This window comes from Gephyromycinifex aptenodytis, assembly GCF_012277275.1.
GTDB lineage: Bacteria > Actinomycetota > Actinomycetes > Actinomycetales > Dermatophilaceae > Gephyromycinifex > Gephyromycinifex aptenodytis.
In genome coordinates, this window is sequence record NZ_CP051155.1 from 1282206 (window position 1) to 1297191 (window position 14986).

General features: G+C 67.4%; 12 protein-coding genes and 1 tRNA gene. 9 read left to right on the forward strand and 4 right to left on the reverse strand.

Going from position 1 to position 14986, the window contains the following annotated elements; all coding sequences use genetic code 11:
- Positions 1–180 precede the first annotated feature (180 nt).
- Complete coding sequence (locus G9V96_RS05505; protein ID WP_168582138.1) at positions 181–1776, forward strand: Hsp70 family protein; 1596 nt, start codon at positions 181–183, stop codon at positions 1774–1776.
- 177 nt (positions 1777–1953) lie between these two features.
- On the opposite strand, the gene G9V96_RS05510 is transcribed toward G9V96_RS05505, so the two are convergent.
- The gene (locus tag G9V96_RS05510; RefSeq protein ID WP_168582139.1) at positions 1954–2448 is read right to left on the reverse strand and encodes a YajQ family cyclic di-GMP-binding protein; all 495 of its coding nucleotides are present in this window, start codon (positions 2446–2448) and stop codon (positions 1954–1956) included.
- A gap of 177 nt (positions 2449–2625) precedes the next feature.
- Positions 2626–2709: transfer RNA gene (locus tag G9V96_RS05515), tRNA-Tyr, on the reverse strand.
- A 116-nt stretch (positions 2710–2825) separates the two neighbouring features.
- On the opposite strand from G9V96_RS05515, the gene G9V96_RS05520 reads away from it, so the two are divergent.
- The 4 genes from G9V96_RS05520 to G9V96_RS05535 all read left to right on the forward strand — a co-directional run bounded on the left by G9V96_RS05520 (position 2826) and on the right by G9V96_RS05535 (position 7410).
- Positions 2826–3728: an AEC family transporter gene (locus G9V96_RS05520; RefSeq protein WP_226913497.1), complete on the forward strand. Its 903-nt coding sequence runs from the start codon at positions 2826–2828 to the stop codon at positions 3726–3728.
- Positions 3729–4067: 339 nt separating this feature from the next.
- Positions 4068–5387, forward strand: a complete 1320-nt coding sequence (locus G9V96_RS05525) for an MFS transporter (protein WP_168582140.1) — start codon at positions 4068–4070, stop codon at positions 5385–5387.
- Between the two features lie 10 nt (positions 5388–5397).
- Entirely contained in the window at positions 5398–6099 is a 702-nt protein-coding gene (locus G9V96_RS05530; RefSeq protein WP_168582141.1) for an MOSC domain-containing protein, read from the forward strand.
- 177 nt (positions 6100–6276) lie between these two features.
- Positions 6277–7410, forward strand: a complete 1134-nt coding sequence (locus G9V96_RS05535; RefSeq protein ID WP_168582142.1) for an aminotransferase class V-fold PLP-dependent enzyme — start codon at positions 6277–6279, stop codon at positions 7408–7410.
- Positions 7411–7560: 150 nt separating this feature from the next.
- Here G9V96_RS05535 and G9V96_RS05540 read toward each other — a convergent pair whose 3' ends face one another.
- On the reverse strand, positions 7561–8331 hold the full coding sequence (locus tag G9V96_RS05540) for an IclR family transcriptional regulator (protein ID WP_226913498.1): 771 nt from the start codon (positions 8329–8331) through the stop codon (positions 7561–7563).
- Between the two features lie 217 nt (positions 8332–8548).
- On the opposite strand from G9V96_RS05540, the gene G9V96_RS05545 reads away from it, so the two are divergent.
- Positions 8549–9562: an asparaginase gene (locus G9V96_RS05545; protein ID WP_168582143.1), complete on the forward strand. Its 1014-nt coding sequence runs from the start codon at positions 8549–8551 to the stop codon at positions 9560–9562.
- A gap of 60 nt (positions 9563–9622) precedes the next feature.
- The gene (locus tag G9V96_RS05550; protein ID WP_168582144.1) at positions 9623–10756 is read left to right on the forward strand and encodes a glycerate kinase; all 1134 of its coding nucleotides are present in this window, start codon (positions 9623–9625) and stop codon (positions 10754–10756) included.
- Between the two features lie 54 nt (positions 10757–10810).
- Here the strand turns inward: G9V96_RS05550 and htpX are convergent, their stop codons facing one another.
- Positions 10811–11680 (reverse strand): zinc metalloprotease HtpX, encoded by an 870-nt coding sequence (gene htpX, locus G9V96_RS05555; protein WP_168582145.1) that lies wholly within the window; start codon positions 11678–11680, stop codon positions 10811–10813.
- A 241-nt stretch (positions 11681–11921) separates the two neighbouring features.
- Between htpX and G9V96_RS05560 the strand changes: the two genes are divergently transcribed.
- Both G9V96_RS05560 and G9V96_RS05565 read left to right on the forward strand, forming a co-directional pair.
- Complete coding sequence (locus G9V96_RS05560) at positions 11922–13910, forward strand: 2-oxoacid:acceptor oxidoreductase subunit alpha (RefSeq protein ID WP_168583862.1); 1989 nt, start codon at positions 11922–11924, stop codon at positions 13908–13910.
- A complete protein-coding gene (locus G9V96_RS05565) occupies positions 13907–14983 on the forward strand; it encodes a 2-oxoacid:ferredoxin oxidoreductase subunit beta (protein ID WP_168582146.1) in 1077 nt (358 codons plus the stop codon). The genes G9V96_RS05560 and G9V96_RS05565 overlap by 4 nt, the downstream gene beginning before the upstream one ends.
- The last annotated feature ends 3 nt before the right edge of the window (positions 14984–14986 follow it).

Here is a 14986-nt window from a genome sequence, read left to right on the forward strand (position 1 = left end):
CGGGGCGGGCGCCCCGTGTTCGGCGCCTGTCCTGACGCCGTAGCAACACCGGAGCACCCGGCGGCGACACTGCGAGCGGCTCTGCCTCGGGGGTGGGACGCGATCGCAGTTCGGCGTCGTCCTGGTGCCCACCGCGGACAGCCACGGCGGCACACAATCCGACGTTGCTAGGCTCCCGGTATGCGTCTGGGCGTCGACTTTGGAACCACTCGAACGATCGTCGCCGCCGTTGATCGCGGTAACTATCCGGTCGTCAGCTTCCGGGACGCCGACGGGGACGCGCACGAGTTCTTCCCCTCCGTGGCCGCGCTGACACCGCAGGGTTTGGTCTACGGCTTCGATGCGTTGCGCGCCGCCCGAGACCAAGCCGCCCCGCTGGCGCGCTCCTTCAAACGGCTGCTCGCCTTCCCGGATGTCTCGACACGGACCGTCCTGCGCCTGGGCGGTCAGGCCTTCCCGGTGCTGGACGTGCTCAGCGGTTACCTGCGAGCGCTGAACGAGGCGCTCCGAGACACCTCCAGTCTGAACGGGGTGCAGGAACCCTCCTGCACCGTGGTCGCTGTCCCCGCCCACGCGCACGGCGCGCAGCGTTACCTGACCCTGGAAGCTTTCCGTCGCGCCGGCTTCGAGGTCACTGCGATGATCAACGAACCCTCGGCCGCCGGATATGAATACACCCATCGGCAGAGCCGCACATTGAGTTCACGCCGCACCCGGGTGCTGGTCTACGACCTGGGCGGCGGCACCTTCGACGCTTCGTTGGTCAAGGTCGACGGCCGCTTCCACGAGGTTCTGGACTCCTTGGGCATCAACAGCCTCGGTGGTGACGACTTCGACGCCGTGCTGCTGGAGTGCGCGTTGCGCGAGGCCGGACTCGGGGTCGGCGACCTGAACGCCCGCGAACTGGCTGACCTGCGCGAAGAATGCCGGGAGGCCAAGGAACGGCTGTCCCCGCAGACCCGGCGGATGTTGGTGGAGGTGCGCGGCGAGCCGGTCATCGTCTCCGTCGCTGACTTCTACGCTGCCGCGGGCCCGCTGGTCGAGGCGAGCATCGAGGCGATGAGCCCACTGGTCGGCAACCTGGACGACGCCGATGCGTTGGTGGACGTGGCCGGTATCTACCTGGTCGGCGGCGCCAGTGGCCTGCCCCTGGTCCCGCGGCTGCTACGAGAACGTTTCGGTCGCCGGGTGCACCGCTCCCCCTACCCCGCAGCCTCGACGGCCATCGGGTTGGCCATCGCCGCCGACACCGAAGCCGGATACACCCTGACCGATCAGCTCTCTCGCGGTTTCGGTGTGTTCCGTGAGGGCTGGGATGGCAACACCCTCGAGTTCGACCCGATCATCGGACGGGACGAAGCGATCCCGGAGCAGGATCAGCGAGTGGTGGTGCAACGCCAGTATCGGGCCGCGCACAACCTGGGCCGGTTTCGATTCGTGGAATACAGCGGACTGGATGAGCGCGGGCAACCGCGCGGGGAACTTGTCCCCTTCGCTGAGGTGCTCTTCCCCTTCGATCCCGAACTGCAGGGGTGCGCCGACCTCAACGGTGTCCCGGTAGAGCGACGCCCTGGCGGTCCCGAGGTGCGCGAGGAATACCTGGTGGACGCGAACGGGCTCATCGAGGTGCGTCTGAGCGACCTGTCGACGGGCTACATCCAGACGCACGCGCTACGCCCAGGAGGGCCCACCGCACCCTCCGATGCCGCGCAGCAGCCCACGGCGGCTGCCACGCCGGTCACCCAGGCCCCCTCCGCCCCCGCCGATCAGGAGTAGAAACGCTGAGGGCACCACCACCGCATACTGCGGCGGGGTGCCCTAGCGCGGTACAACCACGAATGAACACCCGCTGGCCACTGCCGCGGGCGATTCCCCGGCCAGGCCGTCACCTGGGCCAGCAGGCACGGGTCCACCCTGCGCCGAACGCTGAGCGGCGAGGGCGCCCATCGCGGCTCAGCGGTAGTTCGTGTACTGCAGGGCCACGTCGAGGTCCGCGCCCTTGAGCATCTGCTGCACAGCCTGCAGGTCGTCCTTGTTCTTGCTGCTGACGCGCAGTTCATCGCCCTGGATGGTGGGCTTGACGGTCTTGCCGAACTCGTCCCGGATCAGTTTGCTGATCTTCTTCGCGTTCTCCTGGGTGATGCCGTCTTTGAGGGCACCGTCCAGGCGGTAGATCTTTCCCGACAGCTTGGGAGTACCGTCCCCGGTGTCCAGCGACTTCAACGACACGCCACGCTTGATGAGTTTGGTCTGCAGCACATCCAGCACCGCTAGGCAGCGCTCCTCGCTGTTGGCCTTGATGGTCACCGACTCCCCAGCCAGTTCCACGCTCGCTTCCACGCCCTTGAAGTCGTAGCGCTGCGAGATCTCCTTGGCGGCCTGGTTGACGGCGTTGGCCACTTCCTGGTGGTCGACCTTGCTGACGATGTCGAACGAGCTGTCGGCCATGGGCTCTCCTTAACGGCTGATGTTTCTGGGGTTCTTGACTGTTGCGTTTTTCCACACGTTTCGCGGCGGCCGCCCACTGCCGTCGGCGGCGCCTCGTCTTGACACTAACGGAGGCGTCTCACCCGGGACGGCGATACGACGATGGCCCCCACCGTGAGGTGAGGGCCATCGTGGCGCTGGTGGCAGGTCAAGGATTCGAACCTTGGTAGCTTTCGCGACGGATTTACAGTCCGCTCCCATTGGCCGCTCGGGCAACCTGCCGTGGTGCGCCTGGGAAGAATACCAACCTCCCCCCCTATCTCGTCCAATCCGGGGGTGGGCGAAGCCGCTGAGCAGCGCTGATCGAGTCGGCGGAACCCGACCGTAGGCTGCCTCTCGTGCTCATTGCGCTCATGGATGTTCTGCTGCCGGTGCTGATCGTCGCCCTGGTCGGCGTGGTACTGGCCCGCCGATTCACGATCGACGTCGACACCTTGGGCAAGATCAGCCTGCACGGGCTCACTCCCGCACTGGCCTTCCGCAGCACCATGACCAGCCAGATCAGCCCCGATGTCGGGCTACGCCTGGTCGGGGGCTACCTGCTCGTGACGGCGGTGGGGGCGGCGCTGTCCTGGTTGGTGACCAGAGGCTGGTCGGTGCCGACCCGACGCTCGGTGACGGCCTGCACGGTCATCGGCAACAACGGCAACTTCGGGCTGCCCATCGCTTTGCTGGCCCTCGGGACCGAGGGCCTGGACGCCGCCGTCGTCATCTTCGTCACTTCGCTGGTCGTCATGTTCACCATCGGTCCGATGCTGCTGGGCTCCAGCGGTGGCATCCGCGGCGGGTTGCTCGTCGTGGCGCGGCTTCCGGTCACCTGGGCGTTGGTGGTTGCGGGCATGTTGCGGGTGGCCGGGGTCGAGGTCGCCGGGGGGCTGATGAGCGGCATCGACCTGCTGGCCGACGCCGCGATCCCGTTGGTGCTGCTGCAGCTCGGGGTCCAGATCGGGGGCAGCGGGCGGATTCACCGAACCGGCCCGGTGCTAGCCACCGTGGCGCTGCGGGCCGTGCTCATCCCCGCTCTGGGCTGCCTGGCGGGGGTACTGGTGGGCTTGGACGGGTTGGGCCTTGCCAGTCTGCTGCTCGCGTGCGTGATGCCGGTGGCCGTCAACACCTTCATGCTGGCGCGCGAATACGGTGCCGACAGCGACACGGTGGCCAGCGCGGTGGTGCTCAGCACCTTCTGTTCGATCCCCATCCTGCTCGTGCTCATCCCCTGGCTGCCCCGCATCGTGGGGTGAGCCTGCGGTCCCCACGCCGAGAACGCGGCCGCCTCGGCCTGCCGAGGCGGAGCTGCTCGTTCACCGCACCGCATGACCGCGGATCCACATCCACCTGAGGTCACCGCCGACGCCGAGCCTGGTGTGGAACAACGCGACGCCACCGCTGTGGACGAGAGGTTCCGGGCGGCTCGCTGTTTACTGCTGAGGCACCGGCGCGGATGACGAGGCATTCCGGGACGGCGGCCTCCCCAAGCTCAAGCGCAACTGCGGCTTGGCACCGCCGACTACAGGCGCCAGCGAGCCGGTGCGCTCGGTCGCGCATTCTGTCTGTGCCCAGAGCTGGCCCACAATGAAGCAGTGGGTAGCCCTCGCGCGTGGATCGTGCTCTTCTCCGGTGTCGTCGTTTACGCCTCAGCCGTACTGCAGCGCACCAGCTTCGGGGTGGCTGGGGTGCAGGCTGTGGACCGGTTCGGAGCCTCTGCCGGACTGATCGGGCTGTTCGTCGTGCTGCAACTCGTGGTCTACGCGGGTTTGCAGGTGCCGGTCGGGGTGCTCCTGGACCGGTTCGGTACTCGAACCCTGGTCAGTGTGGGCGCGGCGACGATGTTCATGGGGCAGATCCTGATGGCCTCGGCCGATTCGATCCCCGAGGGGTTGATAGCTCGGGTGCTTGTCGGCGCAGGTGACGCGATGACCTTCGGCAGTGTCATCCGGTTGGTCCCGGCGTGGTTCCCCGCCAAACGGGTTCCGTTGTTGACGCAGCTGACCGGGTTGCTCGGGCAGAGCGGTCAGATCGCCTCGGCCGTTCCGTTCGCCTATGTCCTGGAGGCGTACGGGTGGCGCACCGCTTTCCTGGGGGCGGCGGCGGTGGCGGCGACCGCGTTGGTACTGGCGTTGGGGGTGGTCCGCAACGCCCCGCCGGGAGCTGCGCCCATCGATGCCGGCACCGACCCGGATCGGATCGTCGACCTCGTGGTGGCCACCTGGCGCACTCCCGGCACCCGCCTGGGTCTTTGGACGCACTTCTCGACGAGCTTCTCCCCCATGGTGTTCGCGATGATGTGGGGCTTCCCGTATCTCATCAGCGGCGAAGGGCGCGAACCCGCCCAGGCCAGCGCGCTGTTCACGCTCTACGTGCTTGCCTCACTGCCCTGTGGTCCGCTGCTGGGCAGCCTCACCCAGCGATACCCCTACCGGCGCAGCAACCTCGTGTTCGCCATCGTCGCCGCCAACATCCTGCCGTGGATACTGGTGCTGGCCTGGCCCGGACCGGCGCCCACCTGGCTGCTTGTGGTTCTCGCGCTCGGCCTGGCCACCGGTGGTCCGGGTTCGGCGATCGGATTCGACTTCGCCCGCACCTCCAACCCCGCCCATCGCCTCGGTACCGCCACCGGCATCGTCATCATGGGCGGTTTCGGCGCTGCGCTGGTCTCCATCCTCATCATCGGGGTCGTCATCGACGTCCTCACCGGGTTCGGCGCCTCGCCGTTGGCGGCGCACCGCTGGGCGATGGCCACCCAGTTCCCGCTTTTCGCGATCGGCCTGCTCGGCATCGTCTCCACCCGACGCAAGACCCGTGCTCTGATGGCCGGCGACGGTGCCCGACTCGACCCGTTGCACGCTGCGCTGCGACGCAAGTACCGCGCCCGGCGCCGCCCCCGTGATCCGAGGCGATAGCCTCCCCGACATGGCACAGGTCGACGTGGAGCTTCAGGCTGTGCTGACCGGCCGTGCTGCTGCACTACCCGGGGGACGCGCTCGAAGCGCAATCATCAAACAGGCCCGAGCCGAACCTGTAGTGGTCGGCACCGACGGCGCACTCGGGGACGAACAGGCCGATCTCGTGCATCACGGCGGCCCGGAGAAGGCTCTGCATCACTACCCGCGTGATCACTACCCGAGGTGGGCGGCGTGGATGCCCCAGGAGGCGGCATCCAGTGCAGCCTTCGCGGCTCCCGGCGCGTTCGGGGAGAACCTGTCCACCACCGGGCTGACCGAGAGCGACGTCTGCCTCGGAGACACCTTCGAGCTGGGTTCCACCACCATCCAGGTGTCTCAGGCCCGCCAGCCGTGCTGGAAACTGGATCTGCGCCACGGCCGTCGAGGGGTAGCCCGGCGCATGCAGGAGTTGCGCTGCACCGGCTGGTACTACCGCGTCTTGACCCCCGGTCAGATCAGCACGGGCGATCGCCTCGTCCTGGTTGAGCGCCCCGAGCCGCAGTGGCCGCTCGCGCGGTTGCTGACCGCCTTGTTCGACCGTTCCGCCGGTCCGCGCGAATGGGAGGCAGCCGCGGGCCTGAGCACCCTGTCGCCGGGCTGGCGCGCCACCTTTGCCGAACGCGTCGCCAAGCGGCGGGTGGAGGACTGGACCTCGCGGCTGAACCCGTGAACGCGAGCGCCGCACCTTCGTGCAATGCAGCGTATGCAGATAGAGGTCTGTCCGCCCGGCATCCTCGGGTGGGCGGACCTATGCCTGCCGCAACCCCGACCCCACCCGGCGCGCCGAGGGCCAGGCCGCTGCTGCGCGAGGACTCCGGAGGCTCAGCCGGAGACGTAGGCTTTCGATATGAACCTCCCGCGTCCCGAGATCGACCCGGACGGCCTGCTCGAGTACTCCGTCGTCTTCACTGACCGCGCCCTGAACCACATGTCGCGTCGGTTCATCAGTGTGATGCAGGAGATCGACGAGTCACTGAAGTCGACCTACAACGCACATACCGTCGCGCTGGTCCCCGGCGGCGGCACCTATGCGATGGAAGCAGTTGCTCGCCAGCTCGCGACTAAACGCCGCTGTCTGGTTATTCGCAACGGCTTTTTCTCCTACCGGTGGTCGCAGATTTTCGAAACCGGTGGCATCACCGACTCAGTCACGGTCTGCCAGGCCCGCCCGCTCGCTCAGGGCCCCACTGCACCGTGGGCGCCCGCGCCCATCGACGAGGTCGTGGCCACCATCGCGCGGGACAAACCCGAGCTCGTGTTCGCTGCCCACGTCGAGACGGCTGCCGGCATGCTGCTGCCGCCGGACTACCTGCGCGCGGTTGCCACCGCTACCCATGAAGCTGGGGGCATGTTCGTCCTGGACTGCATCGCCTCCGGCGCGATATGGGTGGACATGCAGGAGGCCGGGGTCGACATCCTCATCAGCGCCCCGCAGAAAGGGTGGAGCGGAACACCCTGTGCCGGGTTCGTGATGCTGAATGAATCAGCGCGCGCTGCGGTCCTCGAGTCGGATTCGACAAGCTTCGCCATCGATCTGAAGAAGTGGCTTTCCATCACCGAGGGTTACGCCCAGGGCAAGGCCGCCTACCACGCGACCATGCCGACCGACGCCCTGGCCGGCGTGGCGCAGGCGATGCGCGAGACCCGCGAACGCGGCCTTGAACAGACCCGCAACGCGCAGCTCGAACTCGGCCAGAAGACGCGCGCGCTGTTGGCCGAGCACGGCTATCCCTGCGTTGCCGCCGACAGCTTCGCCGCGCCTTCGGTGGTCGTGGCCTACACCGACAACGCCGAGGTTCGCAGCGGGGCCGCCTTCGCCGCCCAGGGCATGCAAATCGCTGCCGGGGTGCCCTTGATGTGCGGCGAGCCAGAGGGCTTCTCTACCTTCCGCCTCGGCCTGTTCGGCCTGGACAAGCTGGCCGACCCGGAAGCGACCCTGGATCGACTCGCGAGCGCTCTGGACCGTATCGCTGAGCAGTAGCCGGACTCCGATGGCGTGCTCGACGGGCCTGAATGAGCGCGACTAGCGCCGGTCATGCAGACACCAGGGTGGGCTCTGGAATCAGAGACCACCCTGGTGCGGTGCTCAGGAACGACCGGAGAAGTGCGGCTTCGCTCTGGGGTCGCCAGCTCAGGTGGCCCGGACCGCATGGGTGTCGCTGGTCTGCTCCGCCAGGCGAGCAGCAGCAGCGAGCAATAACGGACGCAACTCATCGAGCCGCTGCGGTGTCATTCGGGAGGTCGGCCCCGAGATGGCCATCGCCAACCGGACCGGGCTGGGGACCGGCACCGCAATACAGGTGACACCGAGCTCCTGCTCTTCGGCGTCCACCGCGTACCCCTGCTCTCGGATCCGCGCGAGCTCCTCCAACAGGGAGTCGAGCGAGGTGATGGTGTGCGTAGTGCATTCCGCCAGTCCTACGCGCTCGGCAAGGCTACGCGTCTCCTCGTCGCTTCCCTGCGCAAGCAGCGCCTTACCCACGGCCGTGGAGTGCATCTGGACGCGGCGTCCCACCTCGGTGGTCATCCGCATGGAACGCTTCGAGGAGACGTGGGCGACGTACACCGCACGACTGAGATCCCGCATCGCGACACCCGCCGACTCCTCCGCCTGGGCGACCAGTTCGCCGAGAATCGGCGCTGCGCTCTCCCCCACGGCGCCACCGGCAAGCTGCCCCAGCGGGATCAACCGAGCACCCAGCGCATATCGCCGCCGGGGGGTTTGATGCGCGTAGCCCCGAGCAACCAGCGTTCGCAAAAGACGATGAATCGTGGGCAGTGGGAGACCGGTCGATGTGGCGATGTCGCTGATCGCCATCTCTCCGCCAGCCTCTGCAAGAACCTCTAAGACATCCAGAGCCCGGCCCACCGACTGAACTCCACCTGAGACCTGCGTCGTCACGTCACTCTCCCCGTCGAGGCCTGTAACTCGACGACCTGCAGACGCAGGATGCCGACATCTGAACGGTCATAACAGTATCGCAGGCAACTTAATCTTCGCCCTGTGTCCCTGCCCCACAGGGACACTTCGAGTCGCTACATCCCGGGGCGACTCCCTGCTGCCGCCCATAATCGGTAGAACGGCGTACACGCTTACGGCGAACAGGCAGGATGACAACATGCCCACCAGCAGTCCCCCGCAGTCCCGTCCCGGTGTCGTCATCCTTGGTACCGGTGGCACCATCGCCGGTTCGACAGCAGCCGCGCTCGGGCATCACTACACCGCCGGCGTCCTATCGATCGAAGAATTGTTGGCCTCGGCGCCCGGCCTGGCAGACATCGCTCAGTTGCGTTGCCAGCAATTGTTCAGCCTCGACTCGGTGGAGTTGGACCTGCCCCGTCAGCTCCAGCTGGCGCGTCGGGTTGCACAGATCGCTGCGGACCCGGACGTGGACGGGGTCGTCATCACACACGGCACCGACACCATGGAAGAAAGCGCCTACCTGCTGCACCTGCTGGTAGGCACCGACAAACCCGTCGTCCTCACCGGTGCGATGCGCCCGGCCGATGCCCCGGGGGCGGACGGGCCCGCCAACATCCTTGACGCGGTCACCGTCGCGGCCAGCCCGGCGGCCCACGGCCTGGGCACCCTGGTCGTCTTCGGGGGGGCCGTGCACAGCGGACGCGAGGTGAGCAAGCGGATCTCCAGCCGTCTGGACGCCTTCGACTCTTTCCACGGCCCCCTGGGCGATGTCTCGGAACAAGGCCTACTGCTCTACGGCCGCCCCGCTCGCCGGTTCGGCGCCGACAGCGCGTTCGAGCTCGCTAGCCTGCCCGAGAGCCTGCCTAGCGTCGAACTGCTGCTGAGCCACCCCGACATGCCAGCCTCCATCTGTCGGGCCATCCTCGATTCCGGTGCCGCCGGGATCGTGCACGCAGGCCCCGGCGGCGGCAACGTCGCGACGCCGGTCGCGCGGATGCTTGACGAGGCGCGTGAGCGTGGGGTGGTCGTCGTGCGTTCCTCACGGGTGGGCGCGGGCGTCGTCGCCCGCAACGGCGCGGTCTCCGACACCGAACACGGCTGGGTTGCCGCCGGCGACCTCAACCCGTTCAAAGCCCGGGTGCTCCTGGCCTTGGCGTTGACCCAAACCAGCGATGTCGCCACGATCCAGCGCCTGTTCGATACCCACTGACCACCACGCCCCGCGCCCGAATGCAGACCGGGCAGCAGCACAGCTAGGAGAGCAACCGCGATGACACACCCCGGGCACGTCCTGATCGCATGCGACAAGTTCAAGGGCTCGCTGAGCGCTCACCAAGTCATCGAACATCTCCAGGCAGGGTTGCAAGAGGGAGCCCCCGGGGTAGACGTGCGCTCGGTCATCATCGCCGACGGCGGCGACGGCACCCTGGACGCAGCCGAGGTCGCCGGGTTCGAACCGGTACCGCTCACCTGCGCCGGCCCCACCGGTGAACCGGTGCACACCCGCTATGTGCGCCGCGGCCACGAGGCAGTGGTGGAGATGGCCGACGCCTGCGGCCTGATGCGCCTGCCCGCGGGAGAGCGTCGCGCGCTCGAAGCCTCCAGCGCCGGCCTCGGCGAGGTCATCAAAGCAGCTTTGGATGCCGACGTGCAGGAGATCGTCATCGGTATCGGTGGCAGCGCCAGCACCGACGGCGGCGTCGGGATGCTCACCGCGCTGGGGGCACGCTTCCTGGACGAGCACGGGCAGGAACTGCCGCCCGGCGGGGGCGCCCTGACCACCTTGGAGCGCGTCGACCTCAGCGGCCTACACCCGCGTCTTAGCGAGGTCGCGATCACGGTGGCCTGCGACGTTGATAACCCCCTGCTCGGTGAGCGCGGCGCAGCCGCCATCTTCGGCCCGCAGAAGGGCGCCAGCCCGCAGGACGTGAAGCACCTGGACACGGGGCTGGCCCGGCTTGCCCAACTCGTCGCGCAGGCAACCGGGCGTGACGTGGCGGACCAGCCGGGCGCAGGCGCCGCCGGTGGGGTCGGCTGGGCTGCGCTGGCGGTGCTCGGAGCGCGGATGCGACCCGGTATCGAGATCGTGCTCGACCTCAATAACTTCGGGGAACTCCTCAACGGCGCACGGCTGGTCGTCACAGGTGAAGGGTCACTGGACCTGCAGACCCTGCTCGGCAAGGCTCCGGCGGGAGTGGCTGCCGCAGCCCGCGCGGCAGGAGTGCCGATCGTGGCCGTGTGCGGGCGCGCGCTGCTCAGCGAGCAGGAGGCGGCCGAGGTCGGCTTCGAGCGTCTCTACCGACTCACCGACATCGAGCCGGACGAGGCCACGTGCATGGAACAAGCCGGGCCGCTGCTGCGCACACTGGCCGCTCGCCTCGCCGTCGCAGAACTGAGCGACTGAGCCCGACCAGTCCAGGCAACCCGGCTATTCGACCGCGCGTGGTCGGCCGCGCGCTCACCCCATCAGGTGTCGCCCGGCCATGCCCTCCAGTCGAGCGATGCGATCTGCCATCGGCGGGTGAGTGGAGAACAGCCTTGAGACGTCACCGGCGCGGAACGGGTTGGCGATCATCATGTGCGCCGCGTTGACCACCTGCGGCTCGGGAGCCAACGGCGCGCTCGCGGTTCCGCGTTCCAGTTTCCTCAACGCCGAAGCCAACGCCAGCGGGTCGCCGGTCAGGGCGGCGCCGTCCTCATCGGCGTCGTATTCCCGGGTGCGGCTGATGGCCATTTGGATGAGCCCGGCAGCAAGGGGGGCCAGCAACGACATCGCGATCATCGCGATCGGGTTGGGACGGTCCTCGTCGCTGCCGGAGAAGATGTTGGCGAACATGAGCATCTGCGCCACGCTGGTGATGACCCCGGCCAGACCCGCCGCCACCGAACTGGTGAGGATGTCGCGGTTATAGACGTGCATGAGCTCGTGCCCCAGCACTCCGCGGAGCTCCCGCTCGTCTAGCAACCGCAAGATTCCCTCGGTGCAGCAGACCGCCGCATGGTTGGGGTTACGGCCCGTGGCGAAGGCGTTGGGGGCCTGCGTCGGTGAGACGAACAGGCGCGGCATCGGCTGGCCGGCCCGCATCGAGAGCTCACGCACGATGGCGTACATGCCCGGCGCTTCGGCCTCGGAGACCGGGCGGGCCCGCATCGCCCGGATGGCCAGCTTGTCGCTGTTCCAATACCCGTAAAAAGTGCTGACCAGGCCGAACAGAGCAAACAGCCACAGGTAGCGACCGCCGCCGATAACCGAGCCCATGCCGAGCAAAACGGCGAAGATCGCCCCGAACAGCAGGGCTGTCTTCAGCCCGTTGAAATGCCGATGCATGCTCAGGGCAACGCCAGGGAAAGCCGGAACGTTCCACCTGCGGTCCGGGACGGGCAACAAACAGCCCAGGACGCGCCCAACACAGTCTCCTTCTTTGATCAATCGCACGGCAAGGCGCTTGAGGTGGTCTAATCGCAAGGGCCGAAGGTCCCCCTGCGCGAGAGAATGCTGCGCGACTAGGATGACTGGACGCTGGACCAAGCGGTGACTCCCGAACGGAAGCCAGGTGACTTCGCACCACATGAGCGCCCTGAAGACCGGTAGTACCGGCACTCACGACAAGCAGGTGGAACGGCTCTCTAAAGTCGTCATCCGCTTTGCCGGTGACTCCGGCGACGGCATGCAACTCACCGGTGACCGATTCACCAGCGAGACCGCCACCCTTGGCAACGACCTGTCGACACTGCCGAACTTCCCGGCCGAGATTCGGGCTCCCCAGGGGACCCTGCCCGGAGTCAGCAGTTTCCAGCTCCATTTCGCCGACCACGACGTTCTCACTCCGGGTGACGCCCCCGACGTACTGGTGGCGATGAACCCCGCGGCGTTGAAGGCGAACCTGCGTGACCTGCCGCGCGGCGGGACGATCATCGTCAACACCGACGAGTTCACCAAGCGCAACCTGGCCAAGGTCGGCTACACCCAGAGCCCCGTCGATGACGACTCGCTGGAGTCCTGGCATGTGCACCCGGTGGCGCTCACCTCGATGACGGTGGATTCGCTGGCCGACTACGACCTGACCCGCAAGGACAAGGAACGAGCGAAGAACATGTTTGCTCTGGGTCTGTTGTCCTGGCTGTACACACGGCCCCTGGAAGGAACCAAGGCCTACCTGAAGGTCAAGTTCGCCAACCGCTCCGAGGTGCTGGGCGCGAACCTGACCGCGCTGAACGCTGGGTACAACTACGGCGAGACCACCGAGGACTTCGCGCACCGCTACGAGGTCGCGCCAGCCAAGATGACGCCGGGTCTCTACCGCAACATCACCGGCAACATCGCCACCGCGTACGGGCTGGTCGCCGCCGCCTACCGCAGCCAGCTGCCACTAGTGCTCGGTTCCTACCCGATCACCCCGGCCTCCGACATCCTGCACACCCTGTCTGGGCTGAAGCGTTACGGCGTCACGACCATCCAGGCCGAGGACGAGATCGCCGGGGTCGGTATCGCCCTGGGCGCTTCCTTCGGCGGCGCCCTCGGGGTCACCACGACCTCGGGGCCAGGGCTGGCCCTGAAGGCAGAGACCATCGGCCTGGCAGTCTCGACCGAGTTGCCGCTGGTGATCGTGGATGTGCAGCGCGGCGGCCCCTCCACCGGACTACCCACCAAGACCGAACAGGCAGACCTGCTGCAGGCGATGTTCGGTCGTAACGGCGAATCGCCGGTCGTCGTACTGGCGCCCCAGTCCCCATCGGACTGCTTCGATGCCGCTGTCGATGCGGTTCGTATCGCCACCGCCTACCGCACGCCGGTGATCCTGCTCTCAGACGGTTACCTCGCCAACGGTTCAGAGCCCTGGCGGCTCCCGGCTATTGATGACCTGCCCGATCTGCGCGTCGAGTTCGCGACCGAACCCAATGCCACGGACGCCAAGGGGAACCCGACCTTCCACCCCTTCCAGCGCGATGAGGAGACCCTGGCCCGCCCCTGGGCCATCCCTGGCACTGCAGGCCTGGAGCACCGCGTCGGCGGCATCGAGAAGGCCGACGGCACCGGCAACATCAGCTACGACCCCGACAACCACGACCGGATGACCCGGCTGCGGGCCGCCAAGATCGCAGGGATCGCCACCACGATCGACGACCTGGAAGTCGACGACCCGGGGCAGGACGCCGACGTGCTCGTGCTGGGATGGGGATCGACCTACGGGCCGATCACGGCCGCGGTACGCACGCTGCGCGAATCGGGACTGTCGATCGCCCAGACCCACCTTCGCCATCTCAACCCGATGCCGCGCAACACCGGTGATGTGCTGCGTTCCTACCGGCACGTGGTCATCCCCGAGATGAACCTCGGCCAACTCGCGCTACTGCTGCGCGCCGAATACCTGGTGGACATCCAATCCCACACCGCGGTGCGCGGTCTGCCGTTCACCTCCACCGAGCTCGTCGATGTCCTGGCGGCGGCAATCGCGCAGGTCGAAGCGTCCAAGGGCGCCGGCGATCTGAACAGCGCGGCAGCCGACGCCACCGCGGCGCAGCCTTCGCCCGAGACCTCAACGGGAGACCAACCATGAGCATGGACCTCGGAATGCCGAGCCTGGGCACGCATGGCGTCCCTCGCATGGACCCTGACCAGCCACCGGCGACCAAACGCGATTACACCTCCGACCAGGAGGTGCGTTGGTGCCCCGGATGCGGCGACTATGCCGTTCTGGCCGCAGTGCAGGGCTTTCTGCCCAAGTTGGGCCTGCGTCGGGAGAACATCGTCTTCATCTCAGGTATCGGCTGCTCCTCGCGGTTCCCGTATTACCTGGACACCTACGGCATGCACTCGATTCACGGGCGCGCCCCGTCGATCGCCACCGGATTGGCAACGGCTCGCCCCGACCTGTCGGTCTGGGTGGTCACCGGTGACGGCGATGCACTCTCCATCGGTGGAAATCACCTCATCCACGCGCTGCGGCGCAACGTCAACCTGACGATCCTGCTGTTCAACAACCGGATCTACGGCTTGACCAAGGGGCAGTATTCCCCTACCTCCGCTCAGGGATTGGTCACCAAATCGAGCCCGGACGGTTCCCTCGACGTGCCGTTCAACCCCGTCGCCTTAGCGCTGGGGGCCGGAGCGACCTTTGTGGCCCGCACGATGGACTCGGACCGCGCCCACCTGACCGCGACCCTGCAGGCTGCAGCGGAGCACCGGGGCGCGGCCCTGGTCGAGATCTTCCAGAACTGCCCCATCTTCAACAACGGCGCCTTCGAGACGTTGAAGGACTCCGATTCGGCCGAAGCCCACATCTTGCGGCTGCAACACGGTGAGCCGGTGCGAACCGGCGCCAAGCACGTCGTGGTGCGCGACAGCCTCGGGGAACTCGAAGTGGTCGGCGAGGCCGGCGCCGACCCCGAACACATCGTCATCCACGATGAGCGGGCCGAGGACCCCTCGCGGGCCTTCGCACTGGCACAGATCGATGCTCAATCGATGGAGCACGTGCCGATGGGCATCTTCCGCAACGTCGACCGCCCCACCTATGACGACCAGGTCCGCGCCCAGGTGGCCTCGGCGGTGGCCGCTCAAGGTGGCACCGTCGACGACTCCGACCTGATCAACCTCATCGGCGGTAAAGACACCTGGATCGTCGAATAACGC

What these genes read in the sequence shown, in the direction of transcription:
- G9V96_RS05505 (WP_168582138.1), top strand. Translation starts at nt 181, where the DNA reads ATGCGTCTGGGCGTCGACTTTGGAACCACTCGAACGATCGTCGCCGCC.
- G9V96_RS05510 (WP_168582139.1), bottom strand. Translation starts at nt 2,448, where the DNA reads ATGGCCGACAGCTCGTTCGACATCGTCAGCAAGGTCGACCACCAGGAA.
- G9V96_RS05530 (WP_168582141.1), top strand. Translation starts at nt 5,398, where the DNA reads ATGGCACAGGTCGACGTGGAGCTTCAGGCTGTGCTGACCGGCCGTGCT.
- G9V96_RS05535 (WP_168582142.1), top strand. Translation starts at nt 6,277, where the DNA reads ATGAACCTCCCGCGTCCCGAGATCGACCCGGACGGCCTGCTCGAGTAC.
- G9V96_RS05545 (WP_168582143.1), top strand. Translation starts at nt 8,549, where the DNA reads ATGCCCACCAGCAGTCCCCCGCAGTCCCGTCCCGGTGTCGTCATCCTT.
- G9V96_RS05550 (WP_168582144.1), top strand. Translation starts at nt 9,623, where the DNA reads ATGACACACCCCGGGCACGTCCTGATCGCATGCGACAAGTTCAAGGGC.
- htpX (WP_168582145.1), bottom strand. Translation starts at nt 11,680, where the DNA reads ATGCATCGGCATTTCAACGGGCTGAAGACAGCCCTGCTGTTCGGGGCG.
- G9V96_RS05560 (WP_168583862.1), top strand. Translation starts at nt 11,922, where the DNA reads ATGAGCGCCCTGAAGACCGGTAGTACCGGCACTCACGACAAGCAGGTG.
- G9V96_RS05565 (WP_168582146.1), top strand. Translation starts at nt 13,907, where the DNA reads ATGAGCATGGACCTCGGAATGCCGAGCCTGGGCACGCATGGCGTCCCT.